The organism is Bradyrhizobium australiense, assembly GCF_013114825.1.
In the GTDB taxonomy this organism is placed as follows: domain Bacteria; phylum Pseudomonadota; class Alphaproteobacteria; order Rhizobiales; family Xanthobacteraceae; genus Bradyrhizobium; species Bradyrhizobium australiense.
Genome location: NZ_JAAVLX010000004.1, coordinates 856,295 through 879,024, shown reverse-complemented (window position 1 = coordinate 879,024; position 22,730 = coordinate 856,295). Strand labels below are relative to the sequence as shown.

Genomic DNA, 22,730 nt, shown 5'->3' with positions numbered 1-22,730 from the left:
GACGGCAATACCTGCAGCTGGACTGGAATCTGTCAATTGGGCGAATGATCAGATCCACGGATCTGATGCCATGTGCGACGCCGAAGCCGTCGCATGATGAGGGGGCGGCTTACCTTTCGCCCTGCCGGCCCCTCGGCCTGAGACCGGTGAGCTTCCGCCTTCCAGTGTCTTGGAGCAGAGGAAGACCCCCAGCGGAGGGGGTCGCGATGGCGCAATGGACGCGCTCGTTAGCGCCTCGAGCGCCGCCATCGGCGCGGCCAAGCCGCCGTTGTCACCGGCGGAAGAAGCTACCTTTCAGACCTTCAAGGAGGAGCGCCGAATCCGGCACCAGGCTGATCCGGAAAAGGCGAGGCGAAGCTAGGCGGGCGAACCAACCTGGTGGATGGGCGGTTGCGACAAGACCGCGGTCCGCCGCCGCCAGACCATCGAAGGATCGAAAATTTTGATCTCCTGCGGTGTCGCCAACAATCGCCGCCGAAGCAAGGAGCGGACGATCTGCCCCTTCCAGCATCGCGGGGTCCACTCCGTTCCGCCTCCGGCCACGATCAGCATCAGCGGTGCACTCACGCGTCGACTTATCCGCAGGAGCGTCGCGGAATCCAGGTCGCTCATTTCGGCGACGCCGTCTGGATGCGAGTGCCAATCGCCGAGGTAGTCGAGATCGCCGCCGCTGGCCTCGAAGGCACGTCTGATTTCCGCCACCTGCCACTCATGATCCGGAACAAAGCAATGCCGCCCGTGAAGGGCAAGGGGGCCGGGGCCGCGTAGTTCGGCGATGATGCGATTCTCACCAGAACGCCAGCCGAGAAGGATTCCTCCGTTCTCAAGGGGGGCCAGGTCTCGCGCGTGCTCGCGCATTGACTGCATTACGCGCGAGGAAAGCCATACTATCACCGTTTGGCTCCGCAGCATTTGGGGTGAGCTGGGCAGGGATGTCCTTCCCACCGAGGAAGCGTCCTGAACCCGTCTTCGTTTTTGAGCGTCAGCACGGCCACCGTCCAGCCACCGGGATCATAGCTTCCCGACGAAAGCAGTCCGACCGCCGTGCGCACGATCTCAAGCGAGACTTCCTGCAGGTCAAAGCCTCCGCCGGTGAACGTCGGCGCATTGCAGCCGACGGGGATAACTAGGCCGGCATTGTCGACGCGTGGCTCGGGTATGCGTTCGTCTTTCCAGTGCTCTTGGAGGCAAACGAAGCAGCCTTCCCCGTCCGGCAAGAATCGCGCGACCACGCCGCCAGCGACTCCGTGGGTCGCGTAGCCGATGACGTACGGCACGCCGAGGCGCTTGGAATGATGCGCCAGTGCGAGCTGCACCTCTTCCGATGCCGAAGCGTCGACCACGACATCGGTGTCGCGCAGCAGGTCGAACACAGGCGCAAGCACGTTCGCGGACCCGTCCGGAAGTGAAGCAACGTCGGTGAATGCCGCCCCGAGACGCCCTTGAGCGAAGCTCGCCCTGGTCCACGGGTAGTTCTCGGCGATGAAGTTCGCGAGAGCCGCGGCTTTGCTTCTTCCCCAGGCGGAGCGGCCGAGCGGCCAACGCAGGCTATTGCCTGGTTGGACCGTGTCGAAATCGAGAAACGTGACTTCTCCGACACCGGCGCGGGCTAGTTCTAGGCCGGCGAAGCTTCCGATCGCGCCGGCCCCGACGACCACGGCCTTCTTAGGCAGTAGCGATTTCGCGACAGGCAGTCGCGAAAAGATATCGTCCTTGCCGGCGCGCTCCCCCAAGACCAGCTGGGGCGCGCCGCCGGTCGTTCCGTCCAGGAGCGCAGGCCGTTCCACCAGAAACACCCATCCCGCGCCGTCCTTCTCGGGGCCATACTTGACCTCCTCCGGAAACACGATGCCGGTGATGCACAAGGCGCCACGCGCCGCGTCATTGACCTTCCGCACGCTGCCCGGCTGCATCACTGCCTGACGCGCGAGTTCCTCTTCGGCAAGCCGGAGCAACTCGCGTGCATCGGTGGTCGCAGGGGGAGTGAACTTGACCCACCGACCGGTGAGAACCTGAGCGTCTTGTGACTCCGTCGGAAATCCGAATCGCTTCCCGACCGCTGCCCCGCTGCTCGTCTTCAGTTGCCGCAGGACGCCCTCGAACGCAGCACCGGTCCGACTGGAACGAGAGGAGCAGACCACTTCCATCAACCCATACGGTCCCGGCGGCAAGCCTGATTGACCGTCGAAAAGGATGACGGAATCCTCTTCCGAGGTCCCCAAGAAGTAGGGCATCAGCGGATCTGCGGCCTGTTCCTCGAGCCCGGCTGCGTCGCCCCACCGGCCATCCTTCCTGGCCTTGAGGGCACGCAGGAGATGCTCCAGTCGCTCCTGGATGAAGTCGGCGACCAGCTGGTTCGAGTCCCATTGCCCAGCTTCCTGCGTCAGCAGGCATAACTCGCGACTAAGTGGGTTTTGATGGCGCTCGAAAGTGGCGTTTGGCGCTGCCACGGCCGGCCGGAAGAAGGGGTGTAGCGGAGAATATCCGATGCGCAAAAGCATCGGTTCAGTCTGGCCTTGCACGGGCCAGTCCGCTTCCAAGATAAGCACGCCGTTCTTCTTGTGGACGATCCGCGGGGCGATCTCAAGACGCGGAAAGGCGGCGAGCTCTTTGCGGAAGAGCCCCGGCCAAAGCGCCCACCAATCCTGATCGGCGCCGGGTGCTGTGCCCTTTGCCAACTATTGACCTACGGGACGATGACCGGGCGGCGTGCTGGGGCGCGGCGGACCGTTGCCAGGCGTCTCGCTGGGCGGGCCCGGCGGCACGTCAGGATGCTCCGGGTGTTCCGGATGGGTCGGATGGGGCGGTTTAGCCATTCGTGGATTCCTTTTCAGCTTACTGTTGCCCTCGGCGCGCCCGCGTGGCGCGCCGAGTAGAGGGCCTATGCCCCCACTAGGGACATTTTATTAGGGGACACGGTTTTCCCGTGGCCGCACTCACGCCAGTCGGCAAAATCGAGACGACCCGTTTGTGGATCCGCGATTGTCACAACTCAAGCAAATGCCTCCGCAATCCACGGGAAAAATTGCGTGCCCGCGGGAAGCGCAGCCAAGGAGGTTTCGATTCTCGCTTATTGCCGGAGCCCGGAATATCACCAAGCAAAGCGAGCGCAGGGCCTATCTGTAGGCCGAGTTCAAACCCTCAATTTCTTTCGGTTCTAGTTTGCTGCCCTGGAGCAATCGACTGATGATCTCCGCCCTAACCCCCGCCGAGCCACCAAATGGCGGCTCTGAAAAGAAAACGCTCGGCGATCGTCGGGCCTTTCTTATACCGGATTGATGCGTCAGGAACCCTTTTCGTTCACCTCGGCATAGCCGCCCTTGTCGTCCCATTTATAAACGACATAGTCGATCTGCTTGATGTCGCCCTTGGCATCATATTCCAGCTTGCCGATCGCAGACTCCCAGGAGCCCGCTTTGATCGTATCCATCACCTTCTTCGGATCCGTGGTGCCGGCCTTGGCCACAGCCTGCGCCCACACCTGTACCGCAGCGTAGGTGTAGAGCGTGTAGCCTTCGGGGTCGATGTTCTTGGCCCTGAACTTTTCGACGATTGCAGCCGCCGTCGGCTTCTTGCGTGGGTCGGGTCCGAAGGTGAAGAGCGTGCCTGCGCCGGCGGCGCCGGTGATCGAGGCATATTCCTTGTCGGCCAACGCGTCACCCGACATCAGCACGGTCTTGAGGCCCTGGTCGCGCATCTGGCGCAGGATCAGGCCGGCTTCCTGATGGTAGCCGCCGACAAAGACGAGGTCGATGTTGTTGCGCTTCAGCCGCGACACGATCGAGTTAAAGTCCTTGTCGCCCTTGTTGTAGGACTCGAACATCTTCTCGGTGAAGCCGGCCTTGTTGAGCGCCTTCTTGGTCTCATCGGCAAGGCCTTTGCCATACGTCGTCTTGTCGTTAAGGATGGCGATGTTCTTGCCCTTGTAGTTCTTGACGATGTAGTCGGCGGCAACCAGGCCCTGCTGGTCGTCGCGGCCGCAGACGCGCGCCACGTTCCACAGCTTGCGCTCGGTGAACAGCGGGTTGGTCGAGGCCGGCGTAATCTGCAGCACGTTGCCGTCGGCGTAGGCTTCCGACGCCGGGATTGACGACGACGAGCAGAAGTGACCGGCAACGAATGGAATCTTGGCGCTGGCAAATTTTTCCGCCACCGAGCGCGCCTGCTTGGGATCGCAGGCATCGTCGCCGACCTGCAGCGCCAGCTTCTTGCCGAGCACGCCGCCGGCGGCGTTGATGTCGGCCACCGCCTGTTCGGCGCCGTTCTTCATCTGCCGGCCGAATGCGGATTCGCCGCCGGTTATCGGTCCCGCGACAGCGATGGTGATGTCCTCCGCGAATGCCGCTGTGGAGAACGTGAGGGATGCACCAAGTGCCAAGGCGAAGAGCCTGAGTGATTTCATGGAGTGGTCCTCACAAAGTGAAGGAAAGGCGAGCAGGCTCGAGAAGAGCAGCACGAGCCCTGTCGCGTCAGTGTTACGAAGCCGTTGGAAACAAGGTCATGATCGCGCATGAAACACCGTCGATTGCGTCCAGAAGAGAGGAGCAGTCCCGCCTTGGCTCGATGAGAAAACAATCCGCTTCTGCCGAACCACGAGCTTTTAGTCCGGGAGGTGTCTGCAGAAAGCTCGTCGCCCGAAAGCAGAATGTTAAGTATCTGCCGGCGTCGGGCCAGCAGGGCAAGCAATCGGGGCGGCATACGCAAAGGGAAATTCGTCCGAGCAAGCGATCGTAACTTACAATGCGTTCGCCCCGTCTCACCCTCGTAGAGCACTATCGATCTCATACCGCCGCGCAATGTCAACGCATGAAGTTGCCAACCTGAACATTAGCCGAATTAGGTGGGTATGAAAGCAATAGGTCTGTCCGTAACGTACAGAACGCGCCTTTAATTGTGATACTTCACTCTTGTCCGAAGCGTACCAGCTGTTTTATCTGCTTGCTCCGGCGAGCATCGGTCCGCTCCGTACAAAGTTTCCAAGCCGATAACAACGAAATCTCGAATGAGATTCGGCTAGCTTTAACAAATTGCCGGTAAAGTCCTGAGTCTCAACTGTTGGAAGGGTGCGCACCGTGAAAGCGTTAGTTCGCTTTTTACGCGATGAGTCTCGAGCTATCGCCGTAGAATATGGGCTGATAGCGACGGGTATCTCACTTGCTATCATGGCAGCGGTGAATAGGCTCGGAACTAAACTCAGCGCGACGTTCGCTTCGATCAACAGCTCTCTGACCGGTGGCGCCCGCCGGCTCGCTCGCGCCGAATCAACCTATGCGTTGTAAACTGAACCGTAAGGGGGGTCGGCCAGATTACGCGAGCGACATTCCTCGCCAGCCGGGGATGGGACGGAACGCAGCAGGGGATAGCATGAATAACAGTGCCAAGAAATTGCGGCTGCCGCCGCGTGGCGCCGCACTTTGCAACGAAGCCATTGAGGGATTTGCCGATCGAGCGGCGAAAGCCGCGATGATCGCGGAAGCGTCGCAGAAATTAGAGGAGCTATTCGACGTTCTGCGCATCGATCATGTCAACGATCATAACACCCGCGATACGCCGCGGTGGGTAGCCAAGATGTTCGTTGAGGAAGTGCTGCGCGGCCGTTACGACGCCGCGCCGAAAATCACCGAATTCGAAAACGTCGAACGCTGTGATCGTCTGATTGTCACCGGACCGATCGACGTGCGCTCGACTTGTGCGCATCACCTCATGCCGATCCACGGACAAGCCTACATCGGCGTGCTTCCATCGCCCGAGGGCAAGATCATCGGCCTGTCGAAATACGACCGCATCGTCGAGTACTTCTGCGCGCGACTGCAGATCCAGGAGGAGCTCGTCTCCCAGATCGGCAACTACATCGTCGACGAGACTGCGCCGAAGGGACTCGCCATTCGGATTAGCGCAGTTCACATGTGCAGGACCCACCGCGGGGTCCGCGCGAGCGAGCAGAGCCGGATGATCAACAGCGCCTTCTTCGGTGAGATGCTGCACAACAAGGATCTTAAGAACGAATTCCTCCACGAGGCTCTGGCGCTGGAACGGCGCGTCGGCGCATGAACGTTCGTCAAGAAAAATAAATCTCGCATGGCAACCGGCCTGCTGTCTCAACCTTCCTCGCCGCCGATTGCGCCCGCTGCGGCCGGTCCGATCTACCGTTCGACCAAGACGTACGGTCACAGCGAAGGCTTGTCATGCTGCTTTCGGCAGTGGCGCGCGACGCACTCGCATTGCAACCTGTTGCATGGTTACGCTCTGTCCTTCGCCTTTGTCTTCGGCACACGCGAGCTCGACGAATGCAACTGGTGCTTCGATTTCGGAGACCTGAAGGAGGTCAAGGCGTGGCTGCATCACATGTTCGATCACACGACGCTGGTCGCGGCGGACGATCCGCACCTGCCCGTCTTTGAATCATTGCAGCGGACGGGGCTGGCAGAGCTTCGCGTGTTGCCGGCAGTGGGGTGCGAAGCGGTTGCAAGGCACGCCTTCGATCACGTATCGGATTATGTGGCGAAGAAAACCGCGGCCAGGGTGTGGCTTGAAAGCGTGGAAGTCCGTGAACACAGCGGCAACTCCGCGATCTACTGCAATCCGGCCGAACCCTGATGTCCACCGATGCAACGTTCGGGACAGTCACGACATCCTCGCGTGACTGCGTGGACGGCGCTTCGCGCCGACTGAAGTCCCGAGAGGGCGCACGGCTACCGTCACGGGCGGACGCAGACAGCGATAAAAACGAGCGACTAACGCCGCCGCTAAAGGCAATCTTGACTGCGACGACTTCGATATAATCGTCTTTGACCATGCCGAACTGGCCTCCCGCAATTCGAATGTCGATCTGCCCTTTGGCCAACCGAACTCCAGCCGCCCGGTCCATCACAGGCGACTACTGCCCCCCTTTGGAACGGCGATCGCTGGAACATCAGAAAGCTTTGCAGGCCAAAACGTAACACGCTCGCCGGGCGCAAATAGAGCGCCGGAATTGTCGAGTTCGATGACGGGCTCTACCGAAGCTTCGTATTTTTTCAATGTCGGGCCCACAGACCGGGGTCGCTGCAAAACTCTGCCGTGGCGAATCTTCTAAATAGAAATTGATACTCCTGCCGACGCGCATAAGGCTAGGCTTGCCTCGGGAATGGCCGTGCCGAAACACAGCTTCGAGGCGTCGAATAGTTCGAGCGACGCCCTTCAGAGATTCGCGAACGGCCGTATCAAGCGTCAGCACATCAGTGCCCGCGCGACAGGCCGCGGCAACACCCGTCTTTTCTCCGTTTACACGGCAGGTACCGGGGCGTTTGTGAAGTGCATGCCTTCAAGAATAACTTCAGCGGGCGAGGCTCGAAGTGACCGTGCAACGCGGCGGGGCAAAGCGCCGCGCTGATAACTTCCCCCTAGGCCGCCGTCTCCCGGTTCGCACCGGGCGCCAGTAAATCGGCGATCTGTTTGCCCGACATGGGCCGAAAGAAGTAAAAACCCTGCGCATCGGTGCAGCCGGCGACCTGCAGGCTGTCCTTCTGTTGCACTGTTTCCACTCCCTCGCCAGTTGTCTTCATGCGGAGCGTGTGCGCGAGATCGATCACCGACTGGATGATCGACATGCAATCGGCATCGGTGGTCATCTCGCGGACGAACGTTTGGTCGATCTTGATCTTGTCGAACGGAAAGCGCCGAAGATAGCTGAGCGAGGAGTATCCTGTTCCGAAGTCATCGAGCGCGATCCCGACCCCAAGTTCGCGCATCCGATGCAACGTTGCCATGGTGGTGTCGTTGTCCTGCAGCAGTAGCGATTCGGTGATCTCGAGCTCTAGCCGTTCGGCTGGGAGGCCTGAAGCCGCCAGCGCCAGCACCACGTTGTGCGGAAGGTTGGGATTCTTGAACTGCGCCGGCGACATGTTGACCGCGATCTTGACATCGGATCGCCAGCCTGCTGCTTCATGGCAGGCCCGACGCAGCGCCCAATCACCGATCGCAGGAATGAGTCCCGCCTCTTCGGCGATGGGGATGAATTCGGACGGCGGCACAGGCCCCCGCACCGGGTGATTCCACCGAAGCAGCGCCTCGCACCCGGTTATCCGGCCCGAGGTCAGATTGACCTGCGGCTGGTACAGGAGGTGAAATTCACCTTCCGCCAGCGCAACTCGCAAGTCCAATTCGATCTGCCGCCGCGCCTGCAATTCCAGATTCATTTCCGCTTTGAAAAAGCAGAAGGTCGCCCGGCCCGCCGCTTTTGCCTGATATAGGGCGAGGTCTGCGTTCTTGAGCAGCTCATCAGGAGCATGGCCGTCCGCCAGCGCGAGCGCGACGCCTATGCTCGTTCCGATATCGATGTGGTGTCCACCGATCTCGAATGGTTCGGCGATGGCTCGCAGTATTCGGTCGGCAAACTGGGAGATGTCGTGATTGGATGCATCCATCGCCAGCACGGCGAATTCGTCTCCGCCGAGCCTTGCAACCAGATCGCCGGGCCGCAGGGTCGCGCTCAGGCGTTCTGCCACAGATTTCAGCAGCGCATCCCCGACCGGATGGCCGAGCGTATCGTTCACGGTCTTGAAGCGGTCGAGGTCAAGCAGCATGACTGCAAATCCTCCGCCATCTTCTGCACGCTCGAGCGCTGCGATCATGCGCTCATGAAACAACGTGCGGTTTGGTAGACCGGTCAACGCATCATGGTGCGCCATGTGCGCGATCCGCGCCTCGGCACGCCTCCGTTCCGTCAGATCCTCATATGTTGCCACCCAACCTCCCTCGCTGAGCGGCTGATGTGATACGCCCACGGTGCGCCCGTCGTTCAATTCCTCGAAGTAGGTCCGGGCCCGGTTCTCACGGACCAGGATCTGTTGATTGGCATAAACCTGGTACAGGCTGGCGCCCTCGTCACTGCTCGCGGAAAGGAATTCCGCAAGGTGACGCATCGGCGTGCCGGCCTTCAGCAGGTTCTTGTCGAAACCGAACATCGCCTGATAGCGCTGGTTGCAGATGACAAGTCGCTGCTGTGCGTCCACCAGGCAAAGCGCCTGCGACATATTGCCGAGAGCGGCCTCGAACCTTTCGTTTTGCGTGCGCAGGTCACGATCGCGCCGGACAAGCGTCTCGTTCTGCCGCTCCAGCTCGGCGTTGGCGAACTGCACCTCCTGATGAGCTTCCGCCAGGTTTTCGGATGTGACCCGCAGGTCATTGGTGAGCACCTTCATCTCGTTGTGGGCTCTCTGCAGCAGCCGATTGTGCCAGGCAAGCAAGACGATCAGTGCGATGCCGCATACGATCAGCCCCGCCGCCATTACCGAGAAGGTCCAGTGTAGGCGGATCAGCTGGCGCTGATCGTCTGCGACGCGGTCGCCGCCGACGCGATTGGCGGCGGCGGCGAGCTGGGCGAGACGGGCATCCACCGGCAGCAGGATCTGCAGCAATCTCGGAACATGCGCCGGCTTCAGATCCTCGAGGTACGGTTGGACGGCGTCAAGGGCTCGCGCGAGCGCGTCAATGGTCGCGGCGTATTCCGCATCTGCTTTCACGAACTCCTCGACCTCACCGGTACGCAGGAGCGAAAGTCGGTTGACAATGATGTCAAAGCGCAGGCGCACCTCGTCCGCGCTGATCTTGCTGTCCGGGAGACCGAACGCGCTTACCCGTTGCTCGAGACGCGTGTACTCTGATGTCGCCTGACCAACCAACCAGGCGACGTTGTAGCGCGAGACCCGCTCGAGCGCGCTTTGGCGCTCCATCACCAATGCGGAGATGTAAGCGGTGGCGGCAACGAACACGCCGGTGACCAGCGCGAGCAAAATTTTGATTGGGCGAAGGTTCAACATGGCGGCCATCGTCGAGCGACAACGCTGGTTTGCCCGTTACTTCACGATCAGGCGGTTCACCTGCCACGCCGAGCGACTGTAGAACTTCTGGCTTCGCAGCTCCGGGTCCGTATCGTAGGGATAGACGATGAACAGCGGCCCCTTGTCGCGGATCGGCATATATTCGCCATCGCGTTTGATTGCGAGGATGGCGTTGTATTTCGCGAAGTCCTCGACGGGAATCTCGGTGCTGTAGTCGTTCAGCGCCATGGCGACCACACGCTGACCAGTGGCGCCGACGTTCTTCATCAACTTGTCGAGCGGAACGCCTTCGAACTTGACGGGATGCTTGTACCAGGGTGTGCTGGTTTCGAAGCTCACCATTCCCATCGCTTCTAGGTCGGAACGGCGGAAGGTGAGGCCGGCTTCGGCGTCGGAGGCATTGATCCTGCCGCTGATGGTCAGGATCGGGTGTTCCTGCGCTATGCCGGTCTCAGGCAAGCAGGTGAAGGCGAACGCCAGGCAGGCCGTAACAACGAACGTTATGATTGCGACGCGGCGCGTCTGCATAGACATGCGGAATCTCCCGGAGTGGCTGATTGAATGAAGCGATGAACTAACACTGCGCCTCTGTTCGAAGTGCTAACGCTGCCGCTCGAGGGCCCGGCTGTTGCACTTGACGGTAACCATTTTGCTAACGCGAAATCGGCAAAGCCGCGTAACTGCCGCTTCGGACTAACCAGCAGGGGCTGCTGCGCAGAGCCTAAAATTCAAAGCGAGTGACAGGGGGGGGTTGTACGAACCGATCCGATCTGTCGGGACAATGCGCTAGGGTGGAAGAGCGAGATCATTCGTTCGTTTCGTACGGTACTTGCCGGCGCAAGGCCCCCAGTTTGCCATTAGTGTCTGCGTGAGAGCGCCTCGAATTCGTCATCCGCGCTCACCTGGTCGGACAAACGTTCAACATGAATCATGCCGATGGGAATCCGCGATGAAGTATTGGTATGACAGACGAACATCGAGAGCTGGAGCGGTGCAAGCAAGAAATTGCGTATCTCAAACAGCTAGTTGTGCAGCTTTCTGAAGCTGTCCTACGCAACATCGTAGAAGGCGCCGATGGCCGGAAAAATCGGAACGTACGTGAGCCTCTCGGCGGCCTGCCGAAGCGCAAGTCGGCGGAAAACTCTCCTTAATCTTCAAAGCGATATTTTGTGAGACCGCAGTCCTTCGAACGGAGCGATCGGGAGCCGCTGACCGCGCGAGCCCATGTCCTGCTTTAGGATGCCATAGAGAGCGTCGTCCATCGTGGGGAAAGTACGCACAACTGGATGAATCAGAAGCGTTGGCATATGCGTAATTCTAAGCATTAGAGCCCGTCCGAATCGGAGCGAGCGCGCATTGTGCCACGATCTCGTCGCGGCGGGTGACCTCATAGCAGCCGAAGGCCAGCCCTCGAATCGGCGGACAATCAGGTCCTTGCTTGAAGTCGGACCAACTAATGCGGGGTGCGAGTTTTCGAGGACGTGATTTTTGAGTGCTCCCGAATTTCCGACGACAATCAACGGCGCTGATTCCGGGCGCGAGAAACTCGGTTAGCCTTTGGTCAAAAATGGCGATCACCAAGACCAAGTGCCCGTGAGAGTGGATTGTCATGCATATTCAGCAAGCCGAGCCCGTCCAGACCCAGATCCGACGCAAATGACTCCAAACTCGCGCCGAACGAGCTTTGACCAGAGCTAAGAATTGCAACAGAGCACAAGTTTCTAAGGAATCTGAAGCCGAGACGACACACTCAGGTGAGAAACGAGATTCTTCGTCCGTTACGTACTGTGTTTGTCGGAGCAAAGGTGTGCCCAATTTGCCATTGCGTTCTGCGATGGCACACCCACTTGGCAGGATTTGAGCTGGCAAAGCCAGCCAACCTGCCCGGCGTGAACCTGGAGGAAAAACTCATCATCTTAGCAACGCAGATGCCCGGCGGGCTAAACGAGTCAAGCGATTGGAGAGGTTGTGAATGGTCAGCGGCCGGGTTGATAGCTGCAGGCGGGGGCACAAGCCGATCTTGAAAGCCAAAGCAGTTGAGGGTGTGAACCTATCGGTCCGACGATAGTGCATCGAGAGCCTCAGCTGGTGTTCGCAGTATTATTTGGAAAACCCATGCAGACACTTCGTACTAACGCGGACCCGCGGGTAGTTTCGCGGGAGTGTGAGATGAGCAATTTCAACCAGGAACGCGTGCTGAGCGTCCATCACTGGACCGACAATCTCGTCAGCTTCACCACCACGCGGGATCCGTCGTTCCGCTTCCGCAGCGGCGAATTTACCATGATCGGGCTCACGTTCGACGAGAGGCCGCTGCTGCGGGCCTACAGCCTCGCCAGCGCCCATTACGAGAACCGGCTGGAATTCTTCGCGATCAAAGTGCCGGATGGTCCCTTGACCTCGCGTCTGCAGCAACTGAAGGAGGGTGACGAGATCATCGTCAGCCGCAAGGCTACGGGGACGCTGGTCATCGATAATCTCGAGTACGGGCGCAATCTCTATCTGATCGGCACCGGCACCGGGCTTGCGCCGTTCCTGAGCGTGATCAAGGATCCTGCAACCTATCTGCGATTCAAGAATGTCGCGCTGCTGCATGGCTGCCGCCGTATCGAGGATCTCGCCTATGGCGAGATGATCACGGGAAAACTGCCGAGCGATGAGCTGGTCGGCGACTTTGCGCGCTACCAGTTGATCTATCATCCAACCGTGACGCGCGATCGCTTCTGGAACTGCGGCCGGATCACCGACCTGATCGCGTCAGGCAAGCTGTTTTCAGACATCGAGCTGCCGGAACTGGACCCGCAGCATGACCGCGTCATGATATGTGGCAGCCCCGCCCTGGTGCGCGATGCCCGCGAGCTATTGGTGGCGAAGGGGTTTATCGAAGGCAATCACGGCGAGCCGGCGCAATTCGTGTTCGAAAAGGAGTTCGCCGAACGAAATAATTTGAGCTCTGCTAGGCCAAGGGGTCTACATGAATCACGACGGCAAGTAGGAATCGCCATGAAGCATCTGAAATGACAGACGAACAGCGCGAGCTGGAGCGCTGCAAGCAAGGGATTCTTCGTCTCACACAGCTGGTTGCGTTTCTCAAACGGCAGGTTGTGCAGCTTTCTGAAATTATCTTCGACCGTCGTAAAGAGCGCCAGGAGTGGAAAATCGGAACGCTTGTGAGTCTCTGAGCGATGCCGAAGTGCGCGCTGTTTCCCAGCAGCATGGCTTCCAGGCTTTAGGAGGCAGGCGACCAGCCCCTCGAGTTCCGTGGGGAGGCTCTTATTTTTAGTCGGAAGCGCGGTGCTGTATATGAGGGCTAATGCTCAATCGTGACGGTGAATTCTGGTCTCAACTTGCGGCCTATCTCTACGCTGTGGTTGTCGCGTTGTCTGTGTTGTGCGGCATTGGTCAGCTTCTAACAGGGCCAATCTTGAACTATTTCTCAAACTCAGATGAGCGAGCATCGGGCATCATTTTTGGATGGACCGCACGCAGCCCAAGCGAATGACTGGCGGGAGCGGTCGAACGGAATCCGCTAGCAGTCCAACCGGGAAAATGGCATTGCAATGAAGTCATCTCCTCTTCTACGTTTTTGGCGGGACAAGGCTGGGGCGAGCTCAATTGAGTACGCCCTGATCGCGGCTGGGATTTCTGCTACGCTTGTCCTTGCGCTGAATGTTCTTGGCTCCAACCGCAATGTTGATTGCAGTTCCTCACCTTCATCAAACGTTTCGACGCGCCAGTTCGACAAGTTGAGTCGCGAACCCAGCAATGATAGGCAAGGCAAATGACCGTCAGCAAATACCAGATCAGGCGCGAGCTGTGGCAGCTGATCGAGACGCATGTCAGCTCCTCGAGCACGTTCGAAGACTACGTGCTAATCACATGGGAGAAGAGGCGAAGAACCGGCTGGAGCTGGACGCGAGAACTTCCCGGATGAGGAGGTCGACGCCTCTCAATTGTAGCGCCGGCCCGAGCGCTTCGCGCTGATGGTCAATCCTCGGGCGGAGGCTCAATTGGAATACCAAAGCCCGCCTTTAAGCGTGTCCGATCGATTTTTTTTGACTTTGAATCGGGGGCGGCGCAGAAAAGGCCGCCCTGCCTTGAGCTACTGTTGCAGAGTGGTGTTGGCATCATCGCGGTGAAGAGTTCCTGTAAGCCGCTGCTGTTTGCGCCCACGTCCATAGCGGCCTCTTGCTGACGGATCACACGCCACAAAACGCTCGCCCCGTTCGCCGGCCCTTACCCGCAATGTCTCGTTCGCGCCCTGCCGCCAAGCGGCGGCATTCCTCGCGAGGCAACAAGATCGCTCAGCCTGCCATCCTCCGCTGACGCTGCGGGCCAGAGGCTGCGGGTCGGTCGTTGCGGCGCCATCGAGGCCGCGCCGGTCGCGGTCTTGGAAACAGCAACAGGAGATCACCACCGCTCAGATTGGCACCTTCACCCGCGCCGAAGATGGCTCGTACGCCAGCATCATTAAGACGCTCTCGCTCAACTCAAAGCAGCTCCGAACCTGCGCGTCATGGCCGGCAACGTCGAGGGGGCACCGCATGGCAGCGGACCTTCGAGGAAATACCGTCTATCACTCAGTCAGGCTTGGTGAGGGCCCGTAGCCTGCCACGATCCAACCGAAGACAGCGCGCAGCGCAACCAGTGCCAGACCCAAGAAGTTTACGACTAGCAAGGCTAGAGCTGCGTAAGCAGGCCGAATACTCGGCCGCTTGCCCCAGCCGAAATTCTGTTTCCATCCACTCGCACCTTGTCGCGCCGTTGCGGGCCTGAGAAGTTCGCTGGACGATGCCCAGAACTCTCGCTAGAGCAGCCCACCTTGCCGAGATCAATAAGGCCAGCTTGGTTGATGGCCAGTTTCAGCGTCTCCTCCGATAAAGGCGCGCCGCACTCCAGCGTCGTCATCATCTTCCAGCTACTATTTTGGGCTTCTGCAAATGCAGCCCATTGCTCATAGCAAGCGTAGAGAACCGCTAGAACCGCGACGGCAACCGATAGTCGGCCGCTATCCCGCTGGTTGGGTACCGGAAATCCCCCGGCGGCGGACAGTCCTTTTTAATGGTTAGGAGTTGCTGGCTGTGGCGGAGGGATCGAACTTCCGAATAGCGCAACTGCCTCAGACTCCACTTCCGCAGTTGCAAACGCCTTCTGGCGGGCGCTGACATCAAAGGTCGAACTGTTAGATCGATGCAAGCTTTCGGGCTTGAAAGGTTGCAGCTTTTCCCGGTCTTTCGCCTGGCTCTAGCCACGGGATGGGTGCTCTCGTCATTTTGATGTCGGCTTCCGAAGCTTAGAGCGAGGTGTTTCAGTCAAGCTTGTAAGAGGCCTGGAAGAACGTGCCCCATCGTTCCATGCTGTACTTCGCAAGAGCAGGGACCTGACTTAGGGTTTTCGGGCCTTCGCAGCCGCTGCAGTTGTAGACGACATCACTGTCCTTTTTGGTCCACATTGCCCAATACCGGCCACCGACGCCAATGGTAAAATTTTTAGTGATGAAGTAGGATAGGATTGCTTCCACCTGAACGCCGCCGCCACCATCCCCGCGCTGTTCGTAGAAAGTTGTGTTGTGGCGAAGGAGATGGTTGTCGCGACCATTGAACTCGGTCCAGGGCAGGTAAGCAACGTCAGCGCTTACCCGCCAGCGCTCAAGCAACATAGTCTCGGCGCTAAGGCCGATTCGCGGGGCATTCCAGTCGGTGTCTTGGCTACCCATTATTCTTTTATCGCCCGGCGCCAGACATGAATAGTAGGGCGAGGCGGTCTGAACGCAGCCTATTGAGTCGGACTTTTGGCTGTAGTAGCTCCAGCCGATAAACCCACCGACCTTGTAGGTGCCGCCGCGCAGGAAGTCGTAGCCGGCATCGGCCGTATAGTACATGAATCTTCCGTTGGCCTGACCTGATAACGTGTTGCTATAGGCCACGCCGTGCTGGATGGGGAGGCTCGAATCTTCGTCGTTCATCTTTCCTTTGTTGAAGCGTCCGACGCCAATATTGCTCTTCAGGAATATTCCCCAGGGGCTGTCTAGACGTCCGAACAACTCGCCGGAAACTCCGTCCAGCCCCTGATAGCTGAGCCTTGAATTAGGAATGCCGGTCTCTCCAGGTATCGCAGGCGCAATGTTGTAGTCCCATTGGAAGCTTCCCCGGCTGAGCCAGAGCCGTGAGCCACCTTCGAATGACCAATCGCCCGTATATGCAACAGGCGCCTCTTTGGCCGTCGCTCTTTCCGGGTACAGCGGTGCATCGGACCTTTCCGGCGCTCTCGGATCGACGCCAAAATGGTAATTCAGGCCGATCTTTCCGACGTGATAATTGCTGGATAAGGTGCTTGTGTTGGCTGGGATGATTGCAAGTGGCGGAAGCTGCATGGTTGGAGGGGTCGCCACACGCGGCCCGCCAAAACCCATATAGTCGTATTCAAATTTGACGGTCCAAGCAGGCGTGAGCGCTTGCTCAACGCCGGCGCCGATGGTCGCACCGAAACGACCGTAATCGAACTGCGTTGTTTCCCGCGGAAAGCCGACAAAGTTCCCATGCCGAAATTCGTTGTTATTGGCGATATCACCGCGATTGTTTTGCCAGGCCACGCCTGCCTTGACGTAGGCCAGCGTGTGACCCTGCGGGCCAAAAGCGTAACCCACACGAGCGGTCCCTGTGACAAAGACATTTGGACCTGCCGTGCAGGTGTCGATCACAACAATGCCTGAGAAGGCAAGACAGGTGTTTGTGCCATTGGAGACAGCATGGCTCGCGTCTAGTTCGACGCCGAAAACCCACCCATTCGTTTGCCAATTGTAGCCGAGCTGGCCTCCGGCCAGGAACACAGGGGTACTAACGACGTCGCCATAGATTGAGGGGCCGTAAGGATCACTGAATGATGTCCGGCCGTAGCCCCCGCCGACGTGCCCACCGATATATCCTCCGGTCCAGCTCCAGAGTGCCGGTGGGACCCTTACTACCGGCCTAAGATCGGCCGAATTAACGGCACCGCTTGCAACGAGCGCAGCTGTTGCGACACCCCAAAAAAGAAGTTCCGATTGCATGTCACCTCACGAACACGTAGCGCGCGCGCCATCTTGCAAGAAGGCCAAATGGCCGACGCTGCTGGCGCCCCTTCCACGCTGCTTGTGGTGTGCAGGATCTAGGCCAGCGGACGCGATGCGCATTACGTGCGGTTTTTCGATCGCGATGTTGTCTTCGCAACAAGACCGGTGGATTTTGAAACAAGTCGCTCGTCTGAGGTCGGACACGAGAGGCATGCTGCACGCGTGGCATTTCTGGCGTATTGAATAGGTGAACGCTCCTGTGAAGAGTTCGTCTCTTGCTCCAGCTCCTCCCAAATGTGCAATTGACAACTGTGTGAGTTGTTTACTGTAGCACCTGTGGCTTCAGGTGAGAGTGATTCAATGCGCCGAAATCTGGTGCTTGCTGATAGGCTGATGCGCCCCAAATGATGATCCCGCTTCTTTTACGGCCGGCCCGCAATGTCGCGCACGACGGAAGGCAAGAAGCTTGGAAGCCCGCGGCCTTCATTCGGCTAAAAAAGCAGCGGATGTGCTGTGTTTAATCGGTGTGTGTGTAGCGAGTGGGCCCGGAGAGCTGTAAGGCGCCCCGGCGGGCAAGCGCTGCCCTTTGTTCACTCGAACTGAACGCGGAGAATTGACGCGGTAAAAACAGATGCGTTCATCGGCATCCGCTAAGCAAAAGCACGAAGTCTCCCCCTCGCTTGAACAACATTATGATGTGAAGGCGAATCCCCTTCGCCAACATGCAGACTGCCTAAAGCGCGCGCCCGGCGGGGCCGAAAAATAGATCATCGTCAGATGGATCTGCCGATCGGCAGGCTAATTCGGGTTGAGCACCTAATTCTTGAACGCGATTTTCCCCAGCAGATCGATCAGCTTTATTCGGATGACATAGCGTTCGGCTGAAGCACCAATCGCAATAGCGACGGCATTCTGAATAACCTGTGTCATGGCCCCAGCATAGTATTCTGACGGTAAAATAGGCATACGCGCAGAAACATTTAGAATCAAGACTCTGCGGGTGCGGTTGGGCCCGCTAGCGGAGCTGCGCAGCCTCATTCGGCGGGTTATTCAACAGACACACGCGCTCATTCTCGAGGAGATAGCGTGAGGCTCGCCCGTTGCTTCAGCCAGATCGTGCTCTCGGGCGACCTTATGGGGTTGCTCCCTATAAAGACCTGAAGGGCCTGCCGAAGCGCGTCAGAAGAGATGTGTCGAAATCCGATCCGCCGGTAATCGACACCTCCATTCTTATGCCTGCTCATCCACAACGGCACTCGATGCGCGGCAACTTGCTGGCGCTCCAAGAAAAGGGGTGTCGATGCCTTATATCGATTCAGGTGGAATAAGGCTGTATTTCGAGGAATATGGGCGGGGCTATCCAATCATTTTCGTTCATGAATTCGAATCCGACCTGCACAGCTGGGAAGCGCAGATCCGGTATTTTTCGCGTGGCTATAGGTGCATCGCCTACAACGCGCGTGGATATCCACCGAGCGACGTTCCTGATGATCCCGCCATATACGGCTGGCAGGTCGCCGTAGAGGACATCGGCATCGTCATGAGCGACCTCTCGATCGGGCGCGCCCACATGGTTGGATCTAGCATGGGCGCCTATGCTGCTCTGCTGTTTGGGTTGCGGTACCGCGAAAGGAGCAGCGCGATCGTCGCAGCCGGAGCAGGGGCGGGATCTCCAGCCTCGGATCGTGAAAGGTGGTTGAAGAACACGTCTGTTCTCGCGCGCGCATTGGCGGCGCGAGGTATGGATGCCATGGCAGAGAAAATGGCACGCCACTTCACGCGAATTCAACTGAAACACAAGGATCCGAAGGGCTGGCAGGAGTTTGTAAACCGGCTCAAGCAGCATTCGGCGCATGGTATGGCCAATACCTTGCTCCAGTGCCAAGCCGTGCGACCCTCCTTGCACAACTTCCGCGATGAATTTTCACGGCTGACGGTGCCGGTGCTGCTCACCGTGGGTGACGAAGACAAGCCATGTTTAGAAACCGGCCTGATGCTCAAATCCACAATTCCCGCCGCTGGCATTTGGGTGTGCCCCAATACGGGCCATGCCATCAATCTTGAAGAACCTGCAGCCTTCAACGCGCAGATTGAAGCGTTCTTCAGCGCCGTTGAGCGAGGAAGCTGGGGCCATATCGAGCGGCGGAAGCAGCCCGTCTCGGGATATGAGAATTCAACGGCCGCTCGATTGAATTCCGACGGAGCGCTTCCATGAAGTCATGGATTGCTATCTACCTTTCCGAGCCCGTCGCCGCGCGGCTCGCAGTCGCAGCGCAACGTCCCGGCGCCACCAAATCGGAGATCATTGAGGCTGCCCTCGCTGATTTCTTCGGGCCACCAGATCATGACGTCGATGACCCCTCGGTTGATCGCCGGCTGAACGCCATCAACCAGAACCTCGAACAGCTTCATCAAGAGTTGCGGATTGTGAGTGAGACTGTTGCGCTTCAGGCTCGATTTCTTCTCGCCGTCACGCCTCCGCTTGCAGCCGCCGACCAACCTGCCGCCTGTACCCTGGGACTCGCGCGCTTCGACGAATTTGCTGCACAGGTGACAAGGCGGGTTCATCTAGGAACGTCGCTCATCAAGGAAACAATTGAGCGGGTGAATTCGGCTGATCCGGCGCATCTTGCAACACAACCGGTGAGGCAAGAAGGGTCGGTCCGCTCCACACACCAGGAACCAAACAGCGTTGCGGCGCCTGTCGCCGGCAACAAACCACAATCTCCGGCTGTTGCTCGAGGCGCAGCCTTCGATCGCGAACCCGATACAAGAGCAGAACAAACAATGGCTGGCGCGATATGGCGGCCGTTTTTGGCGCCATGGCGTGCTACGGGGCCGCAGCGGTCACGAGCCTTCTCCACAGATTGGCTTTTAGTTTTGCGCGTCTTCTTACCCTTCGTCGCAGCTTACTATCTTTCTTTTCTCTTTCGCACCATAAACGCGACCATAGCTGCACCATTGACCTATGAGTTTGGACTGGGTGCCGACGACCTCGGTCTCCTGACGTCCATCTACTTCCTGACCTTCGCGGCCGCCCAGATTCCTATTGGGGTGTTAGTGGACCGATACGGTCCACGAAAAATCCAGAGTGTCGTGCTACTGGCCGCAGCCGCCGGGGCAGCGCTATTTGCCGTCTCCGACAACTTTTGGCTTCTTCTTCTCGGCCGAGCGTTAATCGGCTTTGGCGCTTCTGCAGCATTGACGGCCGGATTGAAAGCCGTCGTTCTCTGGTTCCCCGCCGAGCAGGTGCCACTGCTCAATGGCTTGATGATCATGCTAGGGTCCTTTGGCGCCGTGACGGCAACATTGCCGGCCGAATACCTGCTCGTGTCGATCGGCTGGCGGGGATTGTTTGAGCTCTTAGCCATTGCATCGGTTGGATGCGCCCTCGCAATTTTCCTTCTCGTGCCAAAAGGCACGTGCTCATTCGCCGTGAAGGGGACTACCATTGGACTACGAATGATTTATTCAGATCCTCGCTTCTGGCGTTTGGCGCCGCTCTCCGCAACCTGCATTGGTACGGCCTGGGCGTTACAGGGGCTGTGGGCTGGCCAGTGGTTCGCCGATGTCGAGGGCCTGGACCGATCGGAATTGCTTCGCAATCTCTTTGTCATGGCAATCGCATCGAGTGCGGGCGCCCTGGTTCTAGGCGTTGCGGCTCAAAAGCTTCGTCGACACGGGATAGGTCCTCGACCGCTGCTGGGCTTGGTCGCACTTCTGTTCTTCGTAGCCCAATTGGCAGTGATCCTGCGAGTACCTTTGCCATCATCTGTTCCGTGGATGATTGTCGCTGCCTGCGGGGCGGCGACCGTCCTTAGCTACGCGATTTTGGGCGATTTTTTCCCAAAAGAGCTTGCTGGACGTGCCACCGCGGCGCTCAACGTCTTTCACATCGGTTGCGCCTTTCTGGTCCAGTATTTGGTGGGTTTCTTGATTCAGTACTGGACACCTCAGCAGGGCCACTACCCGGAAATTGGTTACCAAACAGCCTTTGCGGTCAACCTTGCAGTTCAGCTCGGAGCATGGTTCTGGTTTATTATCCCCGTGCCTCTACGAGGCACTCGTGCCGGGAGCAAGCGGCCGCTCTAGAAGCTCTGCAAGATGTGGAAAGCGGCGCCACCGAGATCCGCGGTCTGTGTGGGGCGGTCTTCAACCTGACGTTCCCGGTTGCTTGCGAAGTTGCTATTGCGAGGGGGGCGACAGGCAGGGCCACTCAACCTCGGCCGACGCCTTCAAGTGGAGCTAGTCTTCTTGCGCCAGCCATGTGATAAACTGCTCAAAACACTTTTGGCTTTGCGCGCTGAGGGGTTGAATAGGCCGTAGAACCCAGAGCCAATGATGCGTGATTGAGGAAAAAGAATTCCAAGGCGCCGTTCTGCAGCTTGCGGAGCCGGAGCTGGCAAAGTCCTCCGAAGCAACGGCCAACAGATCGAGGCTCTTGCGTACTTCATGAGCGTAGGAACGTGCTGCAGGCGTCAATTCAATGCGGTTGCCAGTCTTCCGCACCAATTTGCAAGAGAAATATCCTTCCAGCAGCCGCAACTGTTGGCTCACAGCGCTGTGGCTGACATTCAGTTCAGCGGCAGCTTGCGTGAGGCTATCCATGTCGTGACAACGCCTCAAATGCACGAAGAGCGGTGAAAGGTGGAATTTTGCGCATGCTTAGCTGTTAGATTCTCTAACATTGATCCCAATAAATGATACTTTTCAGATCACGAAAACGCGGTTAACCCGCGCGACTGAAAGTTTTTCGACGAAAATGACAACAAGATTGATTGTAAGAGATTCTCCAGCTGTTGTAAGGCTGCGTTGCAGGTTCTCAGTTAGAAATAACGATTAGATGGCAATTTTAGTCTGTTGGCGGGGCTCACCATTCGCACGGCTTTTTCAACTTCGCCGAGATCCCGTCCGAACAGGCTGCATAGAATGATGCCGGTACATCCGCGGGCAGGGCCTTTACGTTCGCCTCCACCTCGGCCACCCGGTCTCGAGCCCGTGGGTGTTCTGGCGGGAGCTCGAGGGACCTGGTAAGCCGAGAAGCTTCTTCGCCAAAGGCGGGGTGGGGTCATTAGGAAGCACGTTTGACTATGTTAAAATGGTAGAGCCGGAATGAGCCCGGTCGAATGCATCTTCCAGGAATTTATTGATGCCATCCAAACCGCTACCAGCGAGGATGAATTCGAGCGTGTCGCAACGCGGCTAACACAGAGGCTTGGCTTCCAGCGATTTGCCTACCTGCGCTTGACCGGCGAGACGCCGATGTTGATCTCGTCATATCCCAAAACCTGGACCAGCCGGTACTTCCAACTTGGATATCAGCAGCTCGATCCGGTGGTGCGCCGCGCGCGTGCCGAGCGCGCGCTATTCAGCTGGGGAGGCGAGGCGTCAGCCTTGGCCGGAAATCGCGAGCAGCGCCGGTTCTTCGATGAAGCGATGACTTTCGGAATTAGATCAGGCATCACTGTGCCAATCAGGGGTGGATTTGGGCGGATGGCTGCATTTACACTGGCGACGGGCGACCGCGATCTTCACCCCGAGCGGCTCGTGGCGGACGGGAAGGATCTCATACAACTCGTCGGGTTGCACTTTCATTGTTATGTCGCCGCCAGACTTGACGTACTCTCTGCCAGTAAACTCATCGCAAGTGAGCTCAGTCAGCGCGAGCGCCAATGCCTTGCATGGACCGCGCGCGGAAAAACTATCGCCGATATCGCGGTGCTGGTCCAGATTGCACCGCGAACTGTCGTGTTTCATCTTGATAACGCGCGCCGCAAACTAGGTGCAGCATCTATTGCTCAATGCGTCGCCGAGGCGCTGCGGCGCGGTTTGTTGTCCTAATCATCCACACCCTTCCA

16 protein-coding genes and 2 pseudogenes are annotated in these 22,730 nt (G+C 58.5%); 10 read left to right on the top strand and 8 right to left on the bottom strand.

Annotation, left to right across the window (positions count from 1 at the left end; all coding sequences use genetic code 11):
- Positions 1–214: 214 nt before the first annotated feature.
- A complete protein-coding gene (locus HCN58_RS16235) occupies positions 215–361 on the top strand; it encodes a hypothetical protein (RefSeq protein ID WP_171580337.1) in 147 nt (48 codons plus the stop codon).
- On the opposite strand, the gene HCN58_RS16230 is transcribed toward HCN58_RS16235, so the two are convergent.
- From HCN58_RS16230 to HCN58_RS16220, 3 genes are all read right to left on the bottom strand, one after another.
- Complete coding sequence (locus HCN58_RS16230; protein WP_283814584.1) at positions 358–867, bottom strand: Mov34/MPN/PAD-1 family protein; 510 nt, start codon at positions 865–867, stop codon at positions 358–360. The genes HCN58_RS16235 and HCN58_RS16230 overlap by 4 nt on opposite strands.
- A 23-nt stretch (positions 868–890) precedes the next feature.
- A complete protein-coding gene (locus HCN58_RS16225; protein ID WP_171580335.1) occupies positions 891–2,678 on the bottom strand; it encodes a HesA/MoeB/ThiF family protein in 1,788 nt (595 codons plus the stop codon).
- 605 nt (positions 2,679–3,283) lie between these two features.
- On the bottom strand, positions 3,284–4,402 hold the full coding sequence (locus HCN58_RS16220) for a branched-chain amino acid ABC transporter substrate-binding protein (RefSeq protein WP_171580334.1): 1,119 nt from the start codon (positions 4,400–4,402) through the stop codon (positions 3,284–3,286).
- Positions 4,403–5,072: 670 nt separating this feature from the next.
- Here HCN58_RS16220 and HCN58_RS16215 point away from each other — a divergent pair.
- The 3 genes and pseudogenes from HCN58_RS16215 to HCN58_RS16205 all read left to right on the top strand — a co-directional run.
- Positions 5,073–5,228: pseudogene (locus tag HCN58_RS16215) on the top strand (Flp family type IVb pilin); the annotation flags it as partial.
- A 4-nt stretch (positions 5,229–5,232) separates the two neighbouring features.
- On the top strand, positions 5,233–6,051 hold the full coding sequence (folE, locus tag HCN58_RS16210; protein WP_311966819.1) for a GTP cyclohydrolase I: 819 nt from the start codon (positions 5,233–5,235) through the stop codon (positions 6,049–6,051).
- A 27-nt stretch (positions 6,052–6,078) separates the two neighbouring features.
- Positions 6,079–6,597, top strand: coding sequence for a 6-pyruvoyl trahydropterin synthase family protein (locus HCN58_RS16205; protein ID WP_171580331.1), 519 nt, complete (start codon positions 6,079–6,081; stop codon positions 6,595–6,597).
- Between the two features lie 785 nt (positions 6,598–7,382).
- Here HCN58_RS16205 and HCN58_RS16200 read toward each other — a convergent pair.
- Positions 7,383–9,800, bottom strand: a complete 2,418-nt coding sequence (locus HCN58_RS16200; RefSeq protein WP_171580330.1) for a putative bifunctional diguanylate cyclase/phosphodiesterase — start codon at positions 9,798–9,800, stop codon at positions 7,383–7,385.
- 36 nt (positions 9,801–9,836) lie between these two features.
- Complete coding sequence (locus HCN58_RS16195; RefSeq protein ID WP_376701179.1) at positions 9,837–10,355, bottom strand: putative pterin-binding protein; 519 nt, start codon at positions 10,353–10,355, stop codon at positions 9,837–9,839.
- Between the two features lie 428 nt (positions 10,356–10,783).
- Between HCN58_RS16195 and HCN58_RS16190 the strand changes: the two genes are divergently transcribed.
- The 3 genes and pseudogenes from HCN58_RS16190 to HCN58_RS16180 all read left to right on the top strand — a co-directional run bounded on the left by HCN58_RS16190 (position 10,784) and on the right by HCN58_RS16180 (position 13,003).
- Positions 10,784–10,972 carry a hypothetical protein gene (locus HCN58_RS16190; protein WP_171580329.1) on the top strand — a complete coding sequence of 63 codons (189 nt, stop codon included), beginning with the start codon at positions 10,784–10,786 and terminating at the stop codon, positions 10,970–10,972.
- A 1,018-nt stretch (positions 10,973–11,990) separates the two neighbouring features.
- Positions 11,991–12,761, top strand: a pseudogene (locus HCN58_RS16185) (ferredoxin--NADP reductase); the annotation flags it as partial.
- A 77-nt stretch (positions 12,762–12,838) separates the two neighbouring features.
- Positions 12,839–13,003 carry a hypothetical protein gene (locus tag HCN58_RS16180; RefSeq protein ID WP_171580327.1) on the top strand — a complete coding sequence of 55 codons (165 nt, stop codon included), beginning with the start codon at positions 12,839–12,841 and terminating at the stop codon, positions 13,001–13,003.
- 347 nt (positions 13,004–13,350) lie between these two features.
- On the opposite strand, the gene HCN58_RS37800 is transcribed toward HCN58_RS16180, so the two are convergent.
- Both HCN58_RS37800 and HCN58_RS16170 read right to left on the bottom strand, forming a co-directional pair.
- On the bottom strand, positions 13,351–13,659 hold the full coding sequence (locus HCN58_RS37800; protein ID WP_446471647.1) for a hypothetical protein: 309 nt from the start codon (positions 13,657–13,659) through the stop codon (positions 13,351–13,353).
- Between the two features lie 1,470 nt (positions 13,660–15,129).
- Positions 15,130–16,869 carry an outer membrane beta-barrel protein gene (locus tag HCN58_RS16170; protein ID WP_171580325.1) on the bottom strand — a complete coding sequence of 580 codons (1,740 nt, stop codon included), beginning with the start codon at positions 16,867–16,869 and terminating at the stop codon, positions 15,130–15,132.
- Between the two features lie 1,303 nt (positions 16,870–18,172).
- Here HCN58_RS16170 and HCN58_RS16165 point away from each other — a divergent pair.
- Entirely contained in the window at positions 18,173–19,087 is a 915-nt protein-coding gene (locus HCN58_RS16165; protein ID WP_171580324.1) for an alpha/beta fold hydrolase, read from the top strand.
- Positions 19,084–20,964 (top strand): MFS transporter, encoded by a 1,881-nt coding sequence (locus HCN58_RS16160; protein ID WP_235983636.1) that lies wholly within the window; start codon positions 19,084–19,086, stop codon positions 20,962–20,964. The genes HCN58_RS16165 and HCN58_RS16160 overlap by 4 nt, the downstream gene beginning before the upstream one ends.
- Positions 20,965–21,117: 153 nt before the next feature.
- Here HCN58_RS16160 and HCN58_RS36755 read toward each other — a convergent pair whose 3' ends face one another.
- Positions 21,118–21,480, bottom strand: coding sequence for a LysR family transcriptional regulator (locus HCN58_RS36755; RefSeq protein WP_171580323.1), 363 nt, complete (start codon positions 21,478–21,480; stop codon positions 21,118–21,120).
- A 504-nt stretch (positions 21,481–21,984) separates the two neighbouring features.
- On the opposite strand from HCN58_RS36755, the gene HCN58_RS16150 reads away from it, so the two are divergent.
- On the top strand, positions 21,985–22,713 hold the full coding sequence (locus HCN58_RS16150; protein ID WP_171580322.1) for an autoinducer binding domain-containing protein: 729 nt from the start codon (positions 21,985–21,987) through the stop codon (positions 22,711–22,713).
- Positions 22,714–22,730: the final 17 nt, after the last annotated feature.